The 18,548-nt window shown below is 64.2% G+C and carries 15 protein-coding genes; 1 reads left to right on the forward strand and 14 read right to left on the reverse strand.

Going from position 1 to position 18,548, the window contains the following annotated elements:
* Positions 1 to 16: 16 nt before the first annotated feature.
* From FFS30_RS16330 to FFS30_RS23905, 12 genes are all read right to left on the reverse strand, one after another.
* Positions 17 to 1,015 (reverse strand): LacI family DNA-binding transcriptional regulator, encoded by a 999-nt coding sequence (locus tag FFS30_RS16330; RefSeq protein ID WP_137914245.1) that lies wholly within the window; start codon positions 1,013 to 1,015, stop codon positions 17 to 19.
* A gap of 411 nt (positions 1,016 to 1,426) precedes the next feature.
* A complete protein-coding gene (gene msrA, locus FFS30_RS16335; RefSeq protein WP_137914246.1) occupies positions 1,427 to 2,005 on the reverse strand; it encodes a peptide-methionine (S)-S-oxide reductase MsrA in 579 nt (192 codons plus the stop codon).
* 225 nt (positions 2,006 to 2,230) lie between these two features.
* Positions 2,231 to 3,922, reverse strand: a complete 1,692-nt coding sequence (locus FFS30_RS16340) for a peptide-N4-asparagine amidase (RefSeq protein WP_171014676.1) — start codon at positions 3,920 to 3,922, stop codon at positions 2,231 to 2,233.
* A 336-nt stretch (positions 3,923 to 4,258) separates the two neighbouring features.
* Entirely contained in the window at positions 4,259 to 4,582 is a 324-nt protein-coding gene (trxA, locus tag FFS30_RS16345) for a thioredoxin (RefSeq protein WP_137914248.1), read from the reverse strand.
* Positions 4,583 to 4,605: 23 nt separating this feature from the next.
* Positions 4,606 to 5,451: an NrdJb gene (locus tag FFS30_RS16350; RefSeq protein ID WP_137914249.1), complete on the reverse strand. Its 846-nt coding sequence runs from the start codon at positions 5,449 to 5,451 to the stop codon at positions 4,606 to 4,608.
* Between the two features lie 100 nt (positions 5,452 to 5,551).
* Positions 5,552 to 6,097: a hypothetical protein gene (locus FFS30_RS16355; protein ID WP_212742495.1), complete on the reverse strand. Its 546-nt coding sequence runs from the start codon at positions 6,095 to 6,097 to the stop codon at positions 5,552 to 5,554.
* A 424-nt stretch (positions 6,098 to 6,521) separates the two neighbouring features.
* A complete protein-coding gene (locus FFS30_RS16360; protein WP_137914250.1) occupies positions 6,522 to 7,415 on the reverse strand; it encodes a cation diffusion facilitator family transporter in 894 nt (297 codons plus the stop codon).
* Positions 7,416 to 7,459: 44 nt separating this feature from the next.
* The gene (locus FFS30_RS16365) at positions 7,460 to 7,780 is read right to left on the reverse strand and encodes a P-II family nitrogen regulator (protein ID WP_137914251.1); all 321 of its coding nucleotides are present in this window, start codon (positions 7,778 to 7,780) and stop codon (positions 7,460 to 7,462) included.
* Complete coding sequence (locus FFS30_RS16370) at positions 7,777 to 10,890, reverse strand: CusA/CzcA family heavy metal efflux RND transporter (protein WP_137914252.1); 3,114 nt, start codon at positions 10,888 to 10,890, stop codon at positions 7,777 to 7,779. Before FFS30_RS16370 ends, FFS30_RS16365 begins: the two co-directional genes overlap by 4 nt.
* Positions 10,891 to 10,917: 27 nt before the next feature.
* Positions 10,918 to 12,084: an efflux RND transporter periplasmic adaptor subunit gene (locus FFS30_RS16375; protein WP_171014677.1), complete on the reverse strand. Its 1,167-nt coding sequence runs from the start codon at positions 12,082 to 12,084 to the stop codon at positions 10,918 to 10,920.
* Between the two features lie 11 nt (positions 12,085 to 12,095).
* Positions 12,096 to 13,370, reverse strand: coding sequence for a TolC family protein (locus FFS30_RS16380; protein ID WP_137914254.1), 1,275 nt, complete (start codon positions 13,368 to 13,370; stop codon positions 12,096 to 12,098).
* Positions 13,371 to 13,433: 63 nt separating this feature from the next.
* Positions 13,434 to 13,820 (reverse strand): hypothetical protein, encoded by a 387-nt coding sequence (locus FFS30_RS23905; protein WP_171014678.1) that lies wholly within the window; start codon positions 13,818 to 13,820, stop codon positions 13,434 to 13,436.
* A gap of 171 nt (positions 13,821 to 13,991) precedes the next feature.
* Here FFS30_RS23905 and FFS30_RS16385 point away from each other — a divergent pair, with 171 nt between their 5' ends.
* Positions 13,992 to 16,010 carry a M13 family metallopeptidase gene (locus FFS30_RS16385; RefSeq protein WP_171014679.1) on the forward strand — a complete coding sequence of 673 codons (2,019 nt, stop codon included), beginning with the start codon at positions 13,992 to 13,994 and terminating at the stop codon, positions 16,008 to 16,010.
* A 60-nt stretch (positions 16,011 to 16,070) separates the two neighbouring features.
* Here the strand turns inward: FFS30_RS16385 and FFS30_RS16390 are convergent, their stop codons facing one another.
* Both FFS30_RS16390 and FFS30_RS16395 read right to left on the reverse strand, forming a co-directional pair.
* Positions 16,071 to 17,447, reverse strand: coding sequence for an aldehyde dehydrogenase family protein (locus tag FFS30_RS16390; protein ID WP_137914256.1), 1,377 nt, complete (start codon positions 17,445 to 17,447; stop codon positions 16,071 to 16,073).
* 14 nt (positions 17,448 to 17,461) lie between these two features.
* The gene (locus FFS30_RS16395) at positions 17,462 to 18,235 is read right to left on the reverse strand and encodes an SDR family oxidoreductase (RefSeq protein ID WP_137914257.1); all 774 of its coding nucleotides are present in this window, start codon (positions 18,233 to 18,235) and stop codon (positions 17,462 to 17,464) included.
* Positions 18,236 to 18,548: the final 313 nt, after the last annotated feature.

An 18,548-nucleotide genomic window follows, 5' to 3' on the forward strand; every position in this document is an offset into this window, starting at 1 on the left:
GATTCTTCTCCCGGTTTCAGTGGCCGCCGGAGCTGGCACGCACAACGACCTCGCAGGCCAGGGTCGGTGCGGCACGGCGTTGTTGATTCGGCTTCTCGATCGCGATGGCGACGCGTTCGAGTGCATTGCGACCAAGATCGGCGATGCGTACGCGCACGGTGGTCAGAGCCGGCGTGACGTAGCGCGCGATCGGGATGTCGTCAAAGCCCGCGAGCGCGACGTCCTGCGGCACAGAAAGGCCGGCCTCGGTGAATGCACGCAGGCAACCGACGGCCATCATGTCGTTCGCCGCGAATACGGCGCGCGGCGACTTGCCGCCTTTCGCGAGTGCGCGGCCGGCGGCATAGCCGGAGTCTTCGCTGAAATCGCCTTTCACGACTTTCACGGCGGCCTTCGGCGCGAATGCGGTCATCGCTTCGCGATAGCCGCGCTCGCGCTGCTGCGCGTCGAAGTTGTCTTCGGGGCCGCTGATGAAGGCGACGCTCGTGTGGCCCGCATCGAGCAGATGCCGGGTCATCGCGTGTGCGCCGCCGTAGTTGTCGATATTGAGCACGTCGAACTGCGGGCTCTTGAGCGCGGAGTTGAGCAGCACGGCGGGCGTGGATTCCGGCAGGTTCGCGCGCAGAAACGCAGCGTCGACGTGCGGGGAGAGGATCAGCATGCCGTCGACGCGGCCCTGCATCGCGCGCAGCGCGGTAGCGGCCTCGTCGGTATCGCCATGCGAAGAGGAGACGAGCAGGTGCAGACCTCGCGCGCGCGCGGCGAGATCGATGCCGCGAATCAGCTCGGAGAAGAATTCGCCGTACAGGTCAGGCAGCAGCGCGCCGATCGTCTGCGTGCGCTTGGTGATCAGGCTGCGCGCGGCGCTGTGGGGCACGTAGCGCAGGCGCGCGGCGATACTGGTGATGCGCTGGCGCGTCTCGTCGGTGACGGAGGTGTGGCCGTTGAGTGCGCGCGACACCGAAGCCACGGACACCCGTGCCTCGCGCGCGACATCACGTATGGTTACCGCCATGCCTTCCGCCCTCCCGCGTAGTGCATATGACGTTGTTTACGGCTCGTGCCAGCAAGCTTGCCTATCGTTATTTCTGCAAACGTTTACACGACACGCGGTGCGCAATGTAAACGTTTCCAAGGGATATTGCAAAGGCGGTGCAACAAACTGCACTGCCGGCGGGAATTTCGCTTGCCGAGAGCGCTTGGCGGCGAGTTCTTGTCGATGAGGTGCGGACGGATGCGTCGAATGGCACGGCCGCACAGTTCGAAACGACGGCCGTACGAGAGGCCGAGAAACCCTGCTCAAAAGAAAGTGGCGTCATCGGATTGCGGCGCCCGTGCCAGCACCGCAATCCCGAGAAATAAACCGGCTCACTTCGCGCACGTACCGTCGTCGCGTTGCGCGACATGGGTGCGTGCGCCAACGCACTTACTTCAGCAAATCGTGAAACTTCTTGCGGAACTTCGCCACCTTCGGTGCAACGACGAGCTGGCAGTAGGGCTGTTCGCCGTGCAACTTGAAGTATTCCTGGTGATAGTTTTCGGCCTTGTAGAACACAGTGAACGGCACGACTTCGGTGACGATGGTGCCGCTCCATTCGTGGCTGTCGGCCGTCTCCTTGATCGCCTTCTCGATCGCCGCCTTCTGCGCGTCGTTGCGGTAGAACGCGACCGAGCGGTATTGCGGGCCGACGTCGTTGCCCTGGCGATTGAGCGTGGTCGGATCGTGAATAGTGAAGTAGGCACGCAGGATCGTATCGAGCGTCACCACGTTCGGATCGAAGCTGATCTGCACGACTTCGGCGTGGCCGGTGTTGCCGTCGGACACTTGCGCATAAGTCGGATTGGCGACATGGCCGCCGGCGTAGCCGGACTCGACCTTGGTCACGCCTTTCAGTTCGGTGAACACGGCCTCGAGGCACCAGAAGCAGCCGCCGCCGAGGGTGACCGTATCGGCAGCAGCATCGGTTTTGGCCGGCGCAGCGCCGACGGCAATCGCAGTAGTCATGATCGCTCCAAGCAATAGCGAGAACAAACGTAGCATGGCGTTTTTTTCCAGAGGGGGATGCTGGATTGGATCGCGCATCGGCGCGAAACCTTACGCCACGACGAGGCCGGGCTTGGATAAATGAGGCTGCGCCCCGCCGGTGGCAAGCCTCGCGCGGGCGCGGGCGCGGGCAACCGGGCGCAGCGGGGCGAGCTGCGTCACGCAGCCCGCCCATCATTGCGACGATTACGGCAGCAACTGGACCGTCGAGCCGAACGTCTTCGATGCCGCCTGCGCGAAGAGATCGCGCCACGGCAGGATGTTGACTCCGGCCACGCAGCCGGTTCCATCCTGCCAGCCGGTGAGCATGCGGTTCTGCGAGAAAATCTGCCGGCTGTAGCAGGCGCCGTACGGATTGGAGTAAGCGTACAACTGGGTCGACGATGCCGGCGCGCTGGTCAGCGCGTGGCTCGCATCGTAGTTGCGCGTCACCGTCGACAGCACGTGGTTGTCGCGCCAGGCCGTCGCCGGAATTCCCCACTGCGTCGGCGCGGTGAGGCTTTGCGCGAACTCCTGATCGGCATAGGTAAACAGTGTGAAGCTGCCGTCACCCGCCGCGGTCGGCACCTGCTCCTGCTTGAAGGTCAGCGGGTAGCTGCGCTGCTCGTGCACGACCAGCGTATTGTCGCCGTCGTTGCGCGTGGTCGTCAGATCGATCTGGGTGTTCTGCAGCGTGCCCTGCTTGAACGTCGTGCTTGTCTGCAGCAGGGTCTGGTTGCTCGAGAAAGCGATGTTCGCGGCAACCTGGGTCGTCACCGTGCCGTGCGACGTGTTCGCCGTGCCGGAAATCGCGTAGCTGCGATTCGACGTCACCAGAACCGTGCCCGAACCGCTCGAGCCGTCCGCCGACACGTTGACGTTTTCGGTCACAGTCACCGGCGGCAGCGCGACGAGATTGTTCGCGGTCACGGCACCGGTCACCTGCGTGCCGCCGTGGTCGAGATAGAGCAGCAGGTTGCCGGCGACGTTGAAGTAGCTGGTCGAGTTGTACACGCTCAGCGCAAGCGCATGCGGCTTGCCGTTGCTCAGCACGCCGACGAACGGAGTCAGGTCGACGCGATACGCCTCGAACGCCAGCGTCTGCACGCCCGGCGTCGGCCGCCAGAGGATCGGATCGGCGCCGCCGGTGAACACCCACGGGAAAATCGGCGCGATGCCGGCCGGCTGGCCGTCGATCGTCACCAGAGTTTCGCGCAGGGCCGTGCCGGTGTTGTCGCCGAACACGCCGGCGATGTCGTCCGGCAGATTGAAGAACCAGAACTCGTCGCTGCTCTGCCCCTGCGCATAGACGTCGAGGAAGGCGCGCTCGATGTTCGTCGGCAGCGCGGCGAAGTTGGCGACGTATTGATCGCCAGGCTTGTTCAACGTACCCGTGCCGGCGGTCGCCGTGGCATTGAGCGACAGCACTGAGTCCGGCCGCGGCGCAGGCGATCCCTCGCGTACGCCGCCGACCATCGGGTAGAAATTCAGCGTCGCCGTGCCGGTGATGACGCCGTCGTAAGTAACGCCGCTGTCGACGCCGACGAAGTTGCCGAGGTCCGCATGGCCGACCTGGCTCGCGCCGAACAGCGCGCTGTAGTCGGTCAGATCGCGCTCGATGTGCCACGACGTGGCCGCGGGCGGGGCGATCGACGGTTCCTGCGTCGTACCGAAATAGATGATCGCGCCGCCGAGCCAGATTTCCGCCGTGCGATCGTACTGGCGCGTGCCGACGATGTTGTAGTCGATGCTCAGCACGACCTTCTGCCACGGACCCGCGCACCCGCTCGGCGGCGTGTAGCTGATCGGCTTCGCGTTGTAATCGACGAACTGCTGGTCCGAAAACAGGGTGACGGTGCACGGCGCAGTCGGCGGACGCGGCACAAGCGGATCGGCCACCGCAACGTCTCTCGATCCCACGGTCAACGTCTGCGCTTGAACCGCCGCGCCCGAAGCGAGCGATGCGGCCAAAAAGACAAAGCAAGCCCCGAGCCTACTGCGTTTGGAAAACATAATGCCCCCAATGCGATTGGTTTCCCTCTGTGCAACGAGGTTTAACAGAGAAACCGTAAGATTCCCTGAAATTTGAATCGATGCAACGCAGCAAAAACGCAGCCTACGTCGCACTGTTCGCGACATGCCAAATAGCGCGCAATTTCGGGGCTACGGAGATACCGATCGAGATGAGGCGAAAGGAGCGGCAACCGCCCTGGCGGCGGTGCCAGGAACGGACTGTTACAGCACCTGCTCGACCATCTGCACGAGCTGGGACTTCGATACCGAGCCAATCCGGGTCGACGCGACAGTGCCGTTCTTGAACAGAAGCAGGGTCGGCGCCGAGCGCACGCGCCAGGTGATCGCGGTGCGCTGGTTCTTGTCCACGTCGACTTTCACGACTTTCACCCTGCCCGCGTAGTCACGCGCCACGTCTTCAAGCATCGGTGCGATCATCTTGCACGACGCACACCATTCGCCCCAGAAATCGACGAGCACGGGTACGCCGGACTGCAATACTTGCGCGGCGAAGTCCGCATCGGTGGCATGGGCGACGGAAGTCATGGCAGGGAGGCCTCAACCGTGCGTTAGCCGCACTTCGAGTAGCCGCAATTGAGGCAAGTCGCGCAGCCGTCCATAAGGATCACCGCTTGCGTGTTGCACTTGTTGCACAGGGTCGCGCCGGCCGGGAAGCCGCTCGCGGTAGGTTCGACGAGTTCGATCTCGGCAGTCTTGCGCGCGGATTCGCCGCCGACGCCGGCGAGATCGGCGCTCAGATCCTGCGGGGCGGCGGGCTTTGCCTCGGCCTTGCTTTCGACGCTTAGTTCAGGCTTTTTTTTTGCGTCGTTGCCGGCCGCACGCGCTTCGTACGCGGCGCGCTTCTCGGCGATCAGACGGCGCTGCTCGGGGTCGAGTTCGGGATCGTGCAGCAGGCCGATCATCTTGAGGTGCTGCTCGACGATCGCGCCAAGCTCGGCGACGATCGAAGGCATGTAGACGCCGCCGGCCTTGAAGTAGCCGCCGCGCGGATCGAACACGGCCTTCAATTCTTCGACGATGAAGGTGACGTCGCCGCCCTTGCGGAACACGGCGGACATGATGCGCGTCAACGCCACGATCCACTGGAAGTGGTCCATGTTCTTCGAGTTGATGAAGATCTCGAACGGGCGGCGCAGCTCGTGCTCGGTGCCCTCGTTGAGCACGATGTCGTTGATCGTCACGTAGAGCGCGTGCTCGAACAACGGCGATTTGATCTTGTAGGTGGAGCCGACCAGCATGTCCGGCCGCTCGACCTTCTCGTGCATCTGGATCACTTCGGCCTTCGGCGGCACCTCGATCGCATCGCGCGGATCGGGGCCGACGGTGGGGATCGTGCCGTCGTCGGGCTTGCCTACGCTGTAGCCTTTGATTTTCTTCGTGATCTTGATTGCCATGATGATCCGGCTCTTTCCTGTGAGGTCGTCATCGACCGATTTCTGTTCCCGTTACTACCCAGCAAACGGCGAAGCCGCGTGACGGCCCCGCCGTCTGCGCTCAGCGCTTCTTCGCCTTCTTCGCGACTTTCTTCGGCGCCTTCTTGGCGACTTTCTTTGCTACCTTCTTGGCCGCTTTCTTCGGCACTGCCTTCTTCACGGCGCGACGGATCGCCTTCTTGCCCGCCGCAACCTTCTTCGCGACTTTCTTTGCGACTTTCTTGGCCGCCTTCTTGACCTTGGCCTTGTCGGCAACGGCCTTCTTCGCGACTTTCTTCTCGACCTTCTTGACCGTCTTCTTGGCCTTCGCCTTGTCGGCCGAGGCTCTCTTGGCGACTTTCTTCGCGGCAGCCTTGACCGTCTTCGCAGCGGCGGCGGCCTTCTTCGCCACGGCCTTCTTCACTGCGACGGCTTTCTTCACGACCGCATCTTTCGCCGCAACCGCGGTGTTGCCCGCAGCCGTTGCCGTGTTGACCACAGCGGTTTTCACTTCGGCCATGACCGCGCCGGTCTTCTCGACCGCAGCCTGACCGACTTCCTGCGCTTTCTCTACGACGACGCCGACCGCATTGCTCGCGGCCTCGCCGATGGACTCAACGCTCTGCATAAATATCCCTCCGGTTCTCTAAGGCAATAGATCAAAATTCCTGACGGCAACAACCCCGAACGGCGAGACGCGATTCGGTGTTGCGAATTTACCCTTTGCGCAGCGCCGCGCAAGTGCTTTTTCTTGGTTACCGCGAAGAGGCAGAACATCGCCCGATGTTTGCCGCGATTCACCGGCGCGAAGTGCGCCGTCGATCTCGAAAATTGCCTTAGTTTCTCCTCCGGATCGCGCTCATCGCGCCTGTGTACCACGACACAAAATATGGCACATTTCCGAGAACAAAACCACTACCTATTGTGATTGAGGCCGACCACGCCCTGTAGACCCGAGGCAATCGTCCGGACTGCCCGAAAACGCCGTCACGAGACGGTATATTTGTATAAAAATAAATTAGTGGACGCGCCTTGTGAAGCGGTCCTGCGCTTCACGCATGCGCATGATCGTCGCCGCACGGCGAAGATTCGATCTGCAAGGTCGCGTGATCCACATCGAAACGCCGCGCCAGCATTTCCGCCAGCGCGCGGCGTACCTGATCGGCATCCGCACCCGCCTGCAGCACGACATGAGCGGTCAGCAGAGACTGGCGCGAACCGAGCGTCCAGGCATGCAGATCGTGCACCTGCTCCACGCCCGCCGTCGCGAGCATCTCGCGTCGCACTGCCGCAATGTCCATGCCTTCCGGCACGCCTTCCATAAGGACGTGGCCCGCCTGACGCAGCAGAGTCCAGGTACGCGGCAATATCCACAGGCCGATCAGCACGGCGATGATCGGATCGACCAGGGTCCAACCGGTGAACTGGATCACCACGGCGGCGACGATCACGCCGACCGAGCCGAGCATGTCGCTCCACACTTCGAGATAGGCGCCGCGCACGTTGAGGCTGGTGCCGCTGCCGGCACTGAGCAGGCGCATCGAGATCAGATTGACGACGAGGCCGAGCACGGCGATGACGAGCATGCCGGTCGAGGCGACTTCGGCGACTTGTCGAAAGCGGCCGGCCGCCTCCCACAGGATATAGCCGGCGACGAGAAACAGCAGGCCGCCGTTGACCAGCGCGCCGATCGCTTCCATGCGCGCGTAGCCGTAGCTGCGCCGCGCATCGGCAGGCCGCCGGCCGAGACGCACGGCAACGAGCGAGATCGCCAGCGCGATCACGTCGGTCAGCATATGCGCCGCGTCCGAGAGCAACGCCAGACTGTTGGTCATGATGCCGCCGACCACCTCGGCGACCAGGAACGTCGCCGTCAACCCGAACGCCCACCACAGCGGCCGCTCGTGCCGGATCTCGCCGGCACCATGATCGTGTCCTGCACTCATCGCTCGTCTCCTGAACTCGTGATCGCGTGGCGCCCGGCGTGCGCCTACAGGTTATCGCCGACGGCAAAGGTCTGCTCGATCGGGCTGACGTAAATCCAGCCCGCATCGGCATGCCCGGTTCGCGCGACGCGGCGGACGATCTCCACCGCGCGCGACACTTCGCCATCGTCGCAGCACACCTCGACCTGGACTTCGTTGATGACCTTGCCGCCGAGATCGACCGAATAGTCCTGCTCGCGTGCGCGCAGCGCATGCAGGAAACCTTTGACCTCGAACAGGCTGATCCGGTGGAAGTCGGCTTCCTCCAGAGCGCGGACCAGATCGCCGACGCGGTTGTGGTGCACGAATGCCTTGATCTGCTTCATGGCGTTTCTCCTTGCGTGTTGCGTTCGGCCCGCAGTTCGAGCCATTCGTAGAGCACCGGCAGCAAGATCAGGGTCAGCAGAGTCGAACTGATCAGGCCGCCGACGACAACCGTGGCGAGCGGGCGCTGGGTTTCCGCACCGACGCCGCTCGACAGCAGCATCGGCACTAGGCCGAGGATCGCCACGCTCGCGGTCATCAGCACCGGACGCAGGCGCAGCGCCGTGCCCTGCACGACGGCATCGCGCACCGACAGGCCCTTGTCGCGCAGTTCGTTGAGGAAGCTCACCAGCACGATGCCGTTGAGCATGGCCACGCCGAACACGGCGATGAAGCCGATCGCCGAAGGCACCGACAGATACTGCCCGGTCACGAACAGCGCGATCAGGCCGCCGATGGTCGCGAACGGCACGTTGGCGATGATCAAGGTCGCGTACTTCACCGAATTGAACGCGGTGTAGAGCAGCACGAAGATGAAGAAGATCGTGATCGGCACGATCACCGCCAATTTGGCCAAGGCGCGCTGCTGATTCTCGAACGCGCCGCCCCACTCGACCCAATAACCCGGCGGCAGCTTGACCTGCTGGGCGATGGCCGCGTCGGCCTCCTTGACGAAGCCGTCCACGTCGCGGCCGCGCACGTCCATCTGCACCACGGCATAGCGCTGCAACTGCTCGCGGCGCACGAAGGAAAATCCCTCGGCGACGCTGACTTCGGCCACTTCTGCCAGGGTCACGATCGCGCCGCCCGACGTGCGCAGCGGTATGCGGCGCAGAGCTTCGACCGAATCACGCGTGGCCTCGTCGAGACGCACCGCGATATCGAAGCGCTTGACCCCGTCGAGCAGGACGCTGACCGGCTCGCCGCCGAGGCCGTTGCGCACCAGGGTCAGCACGTCTTCGGCATTCATGCCGTGCCGCGCCAGTTCCTCGCGATTCACCGCGATGCGAATCTGCGGCTTGCCGACGTTGGCTTCGAGCGACAAATCGGCCACGCCGGGCACCTTGCCGAGCGCGGCCTTGATCTGCGCGCTGAGCTTGTCCAACTGGGCGAGGTCTTCGCCGTAGAGTTTCAGCGCGAGAGTGGCGCGCACGCCGGAAATCAGCTCCTCCACGCGCATCTGGATCGGCTGCGTATAGCTCGGCACCACGTTCGGCACGACGCGTTCGAGCGTCTCCTGCATGTCGCTCTCGAGTTTCTTGAGGCTGCGGCCGCTGGTCCACTCGGCTTCGGGCTTGAGCGCGGTGTAGATCTCCATGTAGTTGACGTCTGCGGTCTCGCCTTTTTCGGCGCGGCCGATCATCGCCAGCGTGGTTTCCACTTCGGGGAACTGCTTGAACGCCTGCGCGATGACGTTGCTCGTGCGGATCGACTCGTTGAGCGACGTCGACGGAATGCCGGTCACGCGCCACATGATCGAGCCTTCCTGCAACTGCGGCATGAACTCCTTGCCGAGGAACGGAAAGATCGCCAGGCTCGCCACGAGCGCAGCGATCGCGCTGACCACGACCGTCTTCTTTTTCGCCAGTGCCTTGTCGAGCAGCGGCCGGTAGACGCGCTTCACGCGTGCGACGAGCCAGGTGTCGCGCTCTTCCTTCGGCTTGAGGATCAACGAGGCCAGCACCGGTATCAGGGTCAGGCTCAGGATCAGCGAACCGGCCATGGCGAAGGCGATGTTGAACGCCATCGGCTTGAACATCTTGCCTTCGAGGCCCTCCAGCGAGAACAGCGGCAGGAACACGACGATGATGATGATGATCGCGAAAGCGATCGGGTTGGCGACTTCCTTCGCCGCAGCGAGCACCGCGGCGGTGCGGTCGACCTTTTCGCCGTGTTCGAGTCGTTCGGCCATGATGCGGAAAGCGTTCTCCACCATGACCACAGCACCGTCGACCATCATGCCGATGCCGATAGCAAGGCCCGCGAGCGACATCAGGTTCGCCGAGAGGCCGAACTCGCCCATACCGATGAAGGCGATCAGCATCGCCAGCGGCAAGGTCACAATGACGACGACGGCCGAGCGCACTTCGCCGAGGAACAGAAACAGAATCACGGCAACGAGGATCGAGCCTTCGATCAACGCACGCACCGCGGTTCCAACCGCCTTGTTGACCAGATCGGTGCGCTCGTAGATCGGCTTGAGCACCATCGTGTTCGGCAAGGCAGCCCGCACCGTGTCGAGCTTGCTCTTCACCGCCTCGACCACGCTCTTCGCGTTTTCGCCGATGCGCGCGAGCGCCTGACCCATGACGACTTCCTCGCCGTCGCGAGTCACCGCGCCGAAGCGCGGCGCCGGTGCTTCGGTCACCGTTGCCACGTCGCGCACATAGACCGGCGCACCGTCTTCGGACTTGAGCACGATCGCGCCGATGTCCTGCGCCGACTTCAGCAGACCCAGGCCGCGGACAAGAAACTGTTCGCGGCCCACGTCCATGACGTTGCCGCCGACCTGACCGTTGTTCGCCGGAATCGCGCTGATGACATCGTCGAAGCCGAGGCCGCGCGCGTACAGGCGCTGCGGATCGATGCGCACCTGGAACTGGCGCTCGCCGCCGCCCCATGAAGTCACGTCGTCGACGCCCGGCGCGGTGCGCAGGATCAGGCGGATCGTCCATTCCTGCCAGGTGCGCAGGTCCATGTCGGTGACCTGCTCCTTGCTTACACCCGGCGCGCGTTCCACCGTGTACCAATAAACCTGGCCGAGGCCGGACGTGTTCGGGCCCATGCCCGGCTTGCCGTAGCCCTGCGGCAGGCGGTCGCCGATTTCCTGCAGGCGCTCGTTGACCAGCTGCCGGGCGAAGTAGATGTTCATGTCGTCCTCGAAATAGACCGACACGTACGACAGACCGAACAAGCTGACCGAGCGGATCTCCTGCACTTTCGGCAAGCCGGCGAGAGCCGATTCGACTGGCGTGGTCAGCAGCCGCTCCACGTCTTCGGCCGCGAGTCCTGCCGACTCGGTATAGACGTTGACCTGGACCGGCGTCACGTCCGGGAACGCATCGATCGGCACGGTGTGCACGGCGCGGAAGCCGAGGAAGGCGACGACCGCGAAGGCGATCACCACGAGAAATTTGTAGCGCAACGAAAGTTCGACCAGGCGGTTCAGCATGACGCACCTCCACGGCGACGGCGGTTGTCAGTGACCATCGCCTTCTCCCAGTTGTGCCTTGAGCAACTGCGCCTTCAGCGCGAACGCGCCCGCGACAACGACCGCGTCGCCAGGACTGATGCCTTCGGCGACGATCGTGGTGTCGCCGATCACCGCACCGGTGCGCACCGGCACCGCCTCGATGACACCGCCGGCGTTCTTGCGGAACACCACGCTGTCGCCCTGAAACTGCACGAGCGCGGCAGTCGGCACCGCAAGCGCGCCGCGCGAGCCGGCGCCGGCTTCCGCGTCCAGATAGACGTCGACGAAATCGCCGCCGTGCAGGCGGTCGTCGGGATTCGGCACTTCGATGCGCACCACTGCGTTGCGCGTGGCTTCGGAAGTGCGATGCGCGGTGCGCAACACCTTGCCGCTGATGCGCCGGTCGCCGATCACGATCGTCGCCGGGCTGCCGACGACGATGCGCGGCGCGGCGCCCGCCGGCAGCTTGGCGTCGACCCAGACGATCGACTCATCGACCAAGCGATAGAGCGTGCGGCCCGGTTCGATGCGCTCGCCGACAACGAAATTGTCCTCGGTGATGCGGCCTTCGTGCGGGGCGCTCAAAGTGAACTGGCCGTTGACCGTGCCGGCCGAAGCGCCCGGCAGGCCGTACGCCTGCGCCTTGGCGCGTGCGCGGTCGAGCGCCACTTTGGCCTCGCCGATGCGGCGGCCGGACACGGCCTCGGGGCCGAGTTCGGAAACGCGCCGCCATTCCTGTTCGGCAACACGCAACTCGGCCTGTGCGTCGGAAACCGCCACGCTGGCCAGAGTGACCAGCGGCGTGCCGGCGCGCACTTCGTCGCCGAGCTTGGCTTCGCGGCGCACGACGAGCGCCTCCACGCGCGGAGTGATCAGCGTGGTGCCGTAGGCGTTGTCGAGCACTTCGCCCGGCGCGCGCAATTGCTCGCCGGCAACCGAAGGCTGTACGACGGCGACGCGGATTCCGGCCGCGTCGAGCGCCGCGTCGCTCATCTTTACGCTGCGCGCATTTTCATTTTCCTCATGTGCCTCGCCTTTGCCCGCCTGCTCGGCAGTTTTACCGTTGCTCGCCGCAGCAGGTTGGGCGGAAGAGTTTTGCGGCGCCTTGGAACAAGCACCGAGGGCGAGCAGCGCGGCCGCGGTCAGCGGCCGCCATATCGATCGGGAATTCATCGTCGGGGTTCTCATAGGTTGCGCTCCAGTCCGGCCCACTCTTCGAGCTGGCCGGTCGCGGACAGATAGTCGGTATAGGTGCGCCAGAGCCGCGCCTGCAGCTTGGCGCCGGCCAATTGCGTGTCGAGGGTCTGCTTCAGCTGCAGCAGGTAGTCGGTCGTCGACAATTCGCCCTGGCGCCAGGAACGTTCGAGAAGATCGGCGCGGCGCGTCACGTCGGTGCCGCGGCTGCGCTGCCAGCCGGACCAGGCGCCGCGCGCTGCAGCGTAGCTGTCGACCGCGCGGCGGCGCTCGGCCTCCAGTTCCAACCGCACGCGCTGCAATTCGGCTTGGGCGGCGTCGGCCTCGGCTTGCGCGGCAACGACTTCGGCGCGGTAGGAATTGCGCACGAACAGCGGAATCGTCAGCGTCACTCCGTACACCCGGTCGGCCGGACCGCCCGCGCGATATTCCTTGCGCCCGCCGTACACGCCGACGGTGGGATCGGCGACGCGGTTGCGCCGCGCGACTTCGACTTCGCGGTCGCTTGCTGTTGCCATCGCCTGCGCAACCTGCCAGTCCGGCAGAGTCTGCAGATCGTCCGTCGCGGGTTGCGCCGGCGGAAATCCGTCGGCGGCCATATCGGACGATACGACCTCTTCGGCGACACCGCCGACGCTGCGGAACTTCGCCTCGGCTTCGGCCTGGTCGGCGAGCAACTGCGCCTGTTCGGCCTGCGCTTCGTCGCGGGCCAATAGAGCAAGATCGCGTTCCAGTCCGGAGATATCGCCGGCGGTGAACTGCTTTTCGGCCAAGGTCGAGAAGCGTGTGATCAAGGCGAGCCGGCGGTCCCCCGTGGCGACTTGCTGCTGCGCAGCCTGCAGATCGGCCCAGCCGGTCAGCCATTGCCTGGCGAAGTCGCGCCGACGCACGTGCGCTTCCGCGCTGGCGAGATCGAGCTTGGCGTTTGCCGCATCGCTGCGCACGCGCCGCTTGCCACTCAAATCCAAAGTCAGGTTCAAGCCTGCGCTGAGCGTTTTCTCTTCGCCGCCGTTGTCGCGGGTCAGTTGCAGTTCGGGGTTGTAGAGCGGTTGGCCGGCGGCGTCGAGCCGCGCGCGCGCGGCGGCGATTTGCGCTTCGGTCGCGCGGTAGCTCGGGTGTTGCTGCCATGCGCCGCGCAGGGCTTGGCGCAGCGGCGCCATGACACTGGCTTCAGCAGCGAACGCCGCCTGCGCAGCAAAGGTGAAGACCGCCACGGCCATGGCGGATCGCGCGACGAGGCGTCGCGCCAGTAAAAACAGGAACATGGAAAAATCCTCTGAGTCGACCAAGACCTTCCGCTCAGAGCGGAAGGCGCCTGCAGTGCGACGTCAGACGATTGGAGGGCGCAGTACGGATTCGCGCGGTGAGAGCGGCGGCGAGGCTGCCGTCATCGGCAAGGCAACGCCGGAGAAAACCAGCGACGGCAGCGCCACGACCGGCGTGGACAAGGCGGACCCGTGCAGGCATCCACAATGACAGCCGCCGGAATTCGCATGCCAGCAGGCGGCGCCAACGGCGTCGTCGCCGCTATCGGCGACGGCCACGCTGACGGTGGCGGTCGCATTCGGCTTTGCACCGGCGTCCATCTGGCTACCGTCGCTCAAGCACGCCATCGCCACGCCGACCTTGAACAGGATCGCGACCACGCCGAACCACGCCACCGCGAAAAGGCGGCGGCGCAGGCGCGTAATCAGCGGCGGCAGGGAGCGATCCATGCGGCGCACTCTAGCCGCTGCACGCAGGGTTATACAATTTCAAAGCACGGACAAACTTGCGTTGCCGCACATTCTTGGCGGCGTGCGCAGCGTGCATCCATGCCTTTCGGCCTATATGCCGGCTTGGCGGCGGGCATAGAATCGGCGCCACTTCATTGCCGGAGCGCCGCCATGTCGATACGACCGAAAGTGCTGTTCCTTGCCTGTGCCGCGTTCTCGGTATCGGCTTATGCGCAGCACGGTATCGATGCGGGTGACATCAATCGCAACGGCGCGGCGTGCAACGATTTCTTCGACTACGCCAACGGCGCCTGGCGCACCGCGCATCCGATCCCCGACTACATGGACCGCTGGAGCCGGCGTTGGGAATCGGGCGAAATCAACAAGGAGCACGTGCGCGACATCCTTACCGACGTGTCGAAGAAGACCGATTGGTCCAAGGGCAGCGCGGAGCAGTTGTCGGGCGACTTTTATGCCGCGTGCATGGACGACGCGCGCATCGATGCACTCGGCGCCAAGCCGGTGCAGCCGCTGCTCGACGAAGTGCGCGCGTTGAAGACGCCGGCCGATGTGCAGCGCACGATCGCTCATCTGCACGACATCGGCATCGCCGTGCCGTTCGGCCTGATGCCGGCGCAGGATTTGCACGATCCGACCCAGATGATCGCCCACCTGACCGCGGGCGGCCTCGGCCTGCCCGATCGCGACTATTACCTGAAGCCGGAAAAGCGTTTCGCCGAAGCGCGCGAGAAATATCTCGTGCACGTGGCGAAGATGTTCGAACTCGCCGGCGAAAAACCCGCGGCAGCGAAATCAGATGCGGCGACCGTGTTCGCGTTCGAGAAGCGCCTCGCCGAAGCCTCGCTCGACAATGTTGCCCTGCGCGACCCGACGCAGCAGGATCACAAGACCCGCTTCGCCGATCTCGGCAGACTCGCGCCGAGTTTCGACTGGGCCGCGTACTTCGACGCGGGCAAGCTGGCGCATGCGGACCTCAATGTCACCCAGCCGAAGTTTCTGCAGCAGTTCGACAAAGAGCTGAAATCGACGCCGGTCGCGCAATGGCGCAGCTATCTCGAATGGCAGGTGCTCAACGCCGCGGCCGATTCGCTGTCGGCAGCGTTCGTCGAGCAGAATTTCGCCTTCAACGGCAAATATCTCAGCGGTGCGAAGGAGATGAAGCCGCGCTGGAAGCGCTGCGCCGAATCCGCCGACAACCAGCTCGGCGAGGCGCTCGGCAAGAAATACGTCGAGAAATATTTCCCGCCCGAAGCCAAGGCGCGCACGCAGGAGATGACGAAGTACATCCTGCTCGCGATGGGCGACGTGATCCGCGATCTCGACTGGATGAGCGCGGAGACCAAGAAGAAGGCGCAGGAGAAACTCGCCTCATTCACCGTTAAGGTCGGCTATCCCGACAAGTGGAAAGACTACGCCGGCGTGCAAATTTCGCGCGGCTCGTACTGGGACGACGTGGTCGCCGCGTCGCGCTGGAACGTGGACGACGGCCGCGGCCAGATCGGCAAGCCAGTCGACCGCGCGCGCTGGGGCATGACGCCGCCAACCTCGAACGCGTACTACAACCCGCTGCTCAACGAGATCGTTTTCCCGGCCGGCATTCTGCAACCGCCCGCGTTCGACGTGAAGGCGAACGACGCGGTGAACTATGGCGCGATCGGCGTGGTGATCGGCCACGAGATCACCCACGGCTTCGACGATGAAGGTTCGCAGTTCGACGCGAAGGGCGCGCTGAGCAACTGGTGGACGCCGCAGGACAAAGAAAAATTCAACGCGCGCGCGCAGTGCGTGGTGAAGCAGTTCGACGGTTACTTTATCGAGCCGAACATCCACCACAACGGCAAGCTCGTGCTCGGCGAATCGATCGCCGATCTCGGCGGCGCCAAGCTCGCCTTCCTCGCTTACAAGAAATCGCGCGAAGGTAAAGCGCCGGAGCCGACCCTCGACGGCTTCACCCCGGAACAGCAGTTCTTTATCGCTTGGGGCCAGTGGCGCGGCGACGAGATCCGTCCCGAAGCGCAGCGCAAGATGGTGCAAGGCGACCCGCATCCGATCGCCAAGTACCGCGTGAACGGTCCGCTGTCGAACCTGCCCGCGTTCAAGGACACCTTCCAGTGCAAGGCCGACGCGGCCATGGTTCGCCCCGCGGCCGATCGCTGCGAGGTCTGGTAACGCACTGCATCGCCGCCGCCCGCCTGGGAATGATTCACCGGCGGGCGGTGTGGATGCCGCTCAGGAAAACACGCTCAGATTTTTCGCGATGTCCTTGCCGGCATACGGCGGGAACACGTCGAGTTCGAGATCGGGATTGCCGATCAGCATCGCCTTGGTATTGCTCAGCGCGTCGAATCCCGCTTTGCCGTAGTACTTGCCCATGCCGCTGTAGCCGACGCCGCCGAACGGCAGGCTGTCGATCCAGCAATGCAGGTTGGTCTGATTGACGCAGCCGCCGCCGAACGAGAGGCTGCCGAGCACGTAGTCGATGTTCGCCTGATTCTTGCTGAAGACATAGGCGGCGAGCGATTTCGGCTTGCGCTTGATGATGCCGACGATGTCCTTGAGATCGCGGTAGGCCATCACCGGCAGCACCGGGCCGAATACTTCCTGCTGCAGCGCCGGATCGCTCCATTCCGACGGATACAGCACGGTCGGCTCGACATAGCGCGCCTCGATGTCGCAGCGTCCGCCATGCACCACCTTGTGCGGCAGGATGTATCCGGCGACGCGCTCGGCGTCGTGTTTGCTGATCATGCGCGCGAAGTCGGGGCTCTGCTGCGGGTCCTCGCCGTACATCTTGACGATGGCCGCCTTGAGCTTGCGGATGAATTCATCGGCGACGCTCTCGTGCACGTAGACGTAGCCCGGCGCGATGCACCATTGCCCCGAGATGGCGTTGTGGCCCCAGGCGATGCGGTCCGCGGCGATGTCGAGATTCGCCGTCTCGTCGACGATGGTCGGATTCTGCCCGCCGAGTTCGAGCAGGACCGGCGTGAGATTTTCCGCGGCCGCGCGCATGACGATCTTGCCAACCGCGGAACTGCCGGTGAAGAAGATGAAGTCGAACGGCAGTTGCAGCAGCTCGGCGATTTCCTCGCGGCCGCCCGTCACCACGGCGACGTTCTCGGGGGCGAAGTACTGCGGAATGATTTTCTCGAACAACGCCGCCGTCGCCGGCGTGGTGTTCGCCGGCTTGAGGATCACCGTGTTGCCGGCCGCGAGCGCGGCGATGGCCGGATCGAGCAGCAACAGGATCGGCGCGTTGAACGGACCGATCACGAGGGTGACGCCGTACGGTTCCTTGTAGATGACGCCGCGATTGCCGGTGGCTTCGAGCCCGGCCGGGATCGGCACCGGCTGCGGCGTCATCAGTTCCTTGAGATGTTCGCGGTAATAGCGGATCACGCCGGTCGGCACGGTGATCTCGAACAACTGCTCGAACGGCGGCTTGCCGAAGTCCTGATACAGCGCGGCGCAGAATTCGTCCTGATGTTCGCGCAGCATGCGTTCCATGCGTTCGAGCTGGTCGATGCGCCACGCGTACGGCTTCGTCGCGTCGCTGAGGAAATGCTCGCGCTGCGCATCGAGCAGCGCCTGGAATCGGTTCGCCATGACCCGCGCTCCCGCTACTTGGTCGTGTAGCCGCCGTTGATCAGGATCGTCTGCCCGGTGATCCACCAGCCGTCCGAAACTAGGAAACGGATGAACGGCACGACGTCCTGGATATCGGTCAGGCCGGTCTTGGAAAACTTCGACAGCGCCGCGGCCGTCTTGTGGTAAGCCACCGCATCGGCGCCTTCGGCCGGATAGAAGAACGGCGTGTCCATCGGGCCCGGGCCGACCGCGGTCACCGAAATACCGCGCTCGCCAAACTCCTTCGACGCGGCGCGCGTGAAGTGCTCTACCGGCGCCTTGGTGCCTTCGTAAGCCGCGTAGAACGGTGTGTACGCGCCGAGCAGCGAAGTCACCAGGGTGACGACCTTGCCGTTGTCGTTGACGTGCTTGCCGGCTTCCTTGAGAAAGAAGAACGCCGACTTCGAATTCACCGCGGTCATCTCGTCGTACTCGGCTTCGCTGATTTCGACCATCGGCTTCTTCAGCACCTTGCCGACCGTATTGATCGCGATGTCGGGCCGGCCGACCGCGGCAACCGTGTCGGCAAACAACTTTTCGACCGCGGCCGCGCTGGTCAGATCGGCCTGGAACGCCACGGCCTTGGCGCCGGCGGCCTGGATGGCGGCGACGGTCGCTTCGGCTTCAGCCTTCGACGACGCGCTGTTGTAGTGCACCGCGATCGCCTTCACGCCGTTCGCGGCGAGGTCGCGCGCGATAAGGCCGCCGAGGTTTTTCGCGCCGCCCGCGATCAGCGCGACTTTGCCCTTGATGGAATGGTCTGCCATGAGAATCTCCGTTCGATGGGTGGGAACGTGATTCTAGGCAAGGCGCGCACGCGGATTGGACAGCGCGGCCTGGATGGATTGTCCAGAATATCCGCCCAATCCCGTATGTCGCGCAGGCGAAACTTTCGCTACGGGCTACTTATCGATGGGGCGCAAACTAGTATTCATTCGTTCGGACTGAGCGTAGCGCTGAAGACATGGAGGCGAAGCCTCCTGCATAAACCCGTTCGGGCTGAGCGTAGCGCCGAAGGCGCGGAGTCGAAGCCCGTCGCGACGGCACTTCGACTTCGCCGCTGCGCGGCTACGCTCAGTG

Origin of the sequence: Rudaea sp. 3F27F6 (assembly GCF_005503555.1) — a bacterium.
GTDB lineage: Bacteria > Pseudomonadota > Gammaproteobacteria > Xanthomonadales > Rhodanobacteraceae > Rudaea.

What these genes read in the sequence shown, in the direction of transcription:
- FFS30_RS16350 (WP_137914249.1), bottom strand. Translation starts at nt 5,451, where the DNA reads ATGGCAATCAAGATCACGAAGAAAATCAAAGGCTACAGCGTAGGCAAG.
- FFS30_RS23905 (WP_171014678.1), bottom strand. Translation starts at nt 13,820, where the DNA reads ATGGATCGCTCCCTGCCGCCGCTGATTACGCGCCTGCGCCGCCGCCTT.
- FFS30_RS16375 (WP_171014677.1), bottom strand. Translation starts at nt 12,084, where the DNA reads ATGAATTCCCGATCGATATGGCGGCCGCTGACCGCGGCCGCGCTGCTC.
- FFS30_RS16360 (WP_137914250.1), bottom strand. Translation starts at nt 7,415, where the DNA reads ATGAGTGCAGGACACGATCATGGTGCCGGCGAGATCCGGCACGAGCGG.
- trxA (WP_137914248.1), bottom strand. Translation starts at nt 4,582, where the DNA reads ATGACTTCCGTCGCCCATGCCACCGATGCGGACTTCGCCGCGCAAGTA.
- FFS30_RS16385 (WP_171014679.1), top strand. Translation starts at nt 13,992, where the DNA reads ATGTCGATACGACCGAAAGTGCTGTTCCTTGCCTGTGCCGCGTTCTCG.
- FFS30_RS16390 (WP_137914256.1), bottom strand. Translation starts at nt 17,447, where the DNA reads ATGGCGAACCGATTCCAGGCGCTGCTCGATGCGCAGCGCGAGCATTTC.
- FFS30_RS16355 (WP_212742495.1), bottom strand. Translation starts at nt 6,097, where the DNA reads ATGCAGAGCGTTGAGTCCATCGGCGAGGCCGCGAGCAATGCGGTCGGC.
- FFS30_RS16370 (WP_137914252.1), bottom strand. Translation starts at nt 10,890, where the DNA reads ATGCTGAACCGCCTGGTCGAACTTTCGTTGCGCTACAAATTTCTCGTG.
- FFS30_RS16380 (WP_137914254.1), bottom strand. Translation starts at nt 13,370, where the DNA reads ATGTTCCTGTTTTTACTGGCGCGACGCCTCGTCGCGCGATCCGCCATG.
- FFS30_RS16330 (WP_137914245.1), bottom strand. Translation starts at nt 1,015, where the DNA reads ATGGCGGTAACCATACGTGATGTCGCGCGCGAGGCACGGGTGTCCGTG.
- FFS30_RS16365 (WP_137914251.1), bottom strand. Translation starts at nt 7,780, where the DNA reads ATGAAGCAGATCAAGGCATTCGTGCACCACAACCGCGTCGGCGATCTG.
- FFS30_RS16395 (WP_137914257.1), bottom strand. Translation starts at nt 18,235, where the DNA reads ATGGCAGACCATTCCATCAAGGGCAAAGTCGCGCTGATCGCGGGCGGC.
- msrA (WP_137914246.1), bottom strand. Translation starts at nt 2,005, where the DNA reads ATGACTACTGCGATTGCCGTCGGCGCTGCGCCGGCCAAAACCGATGCT.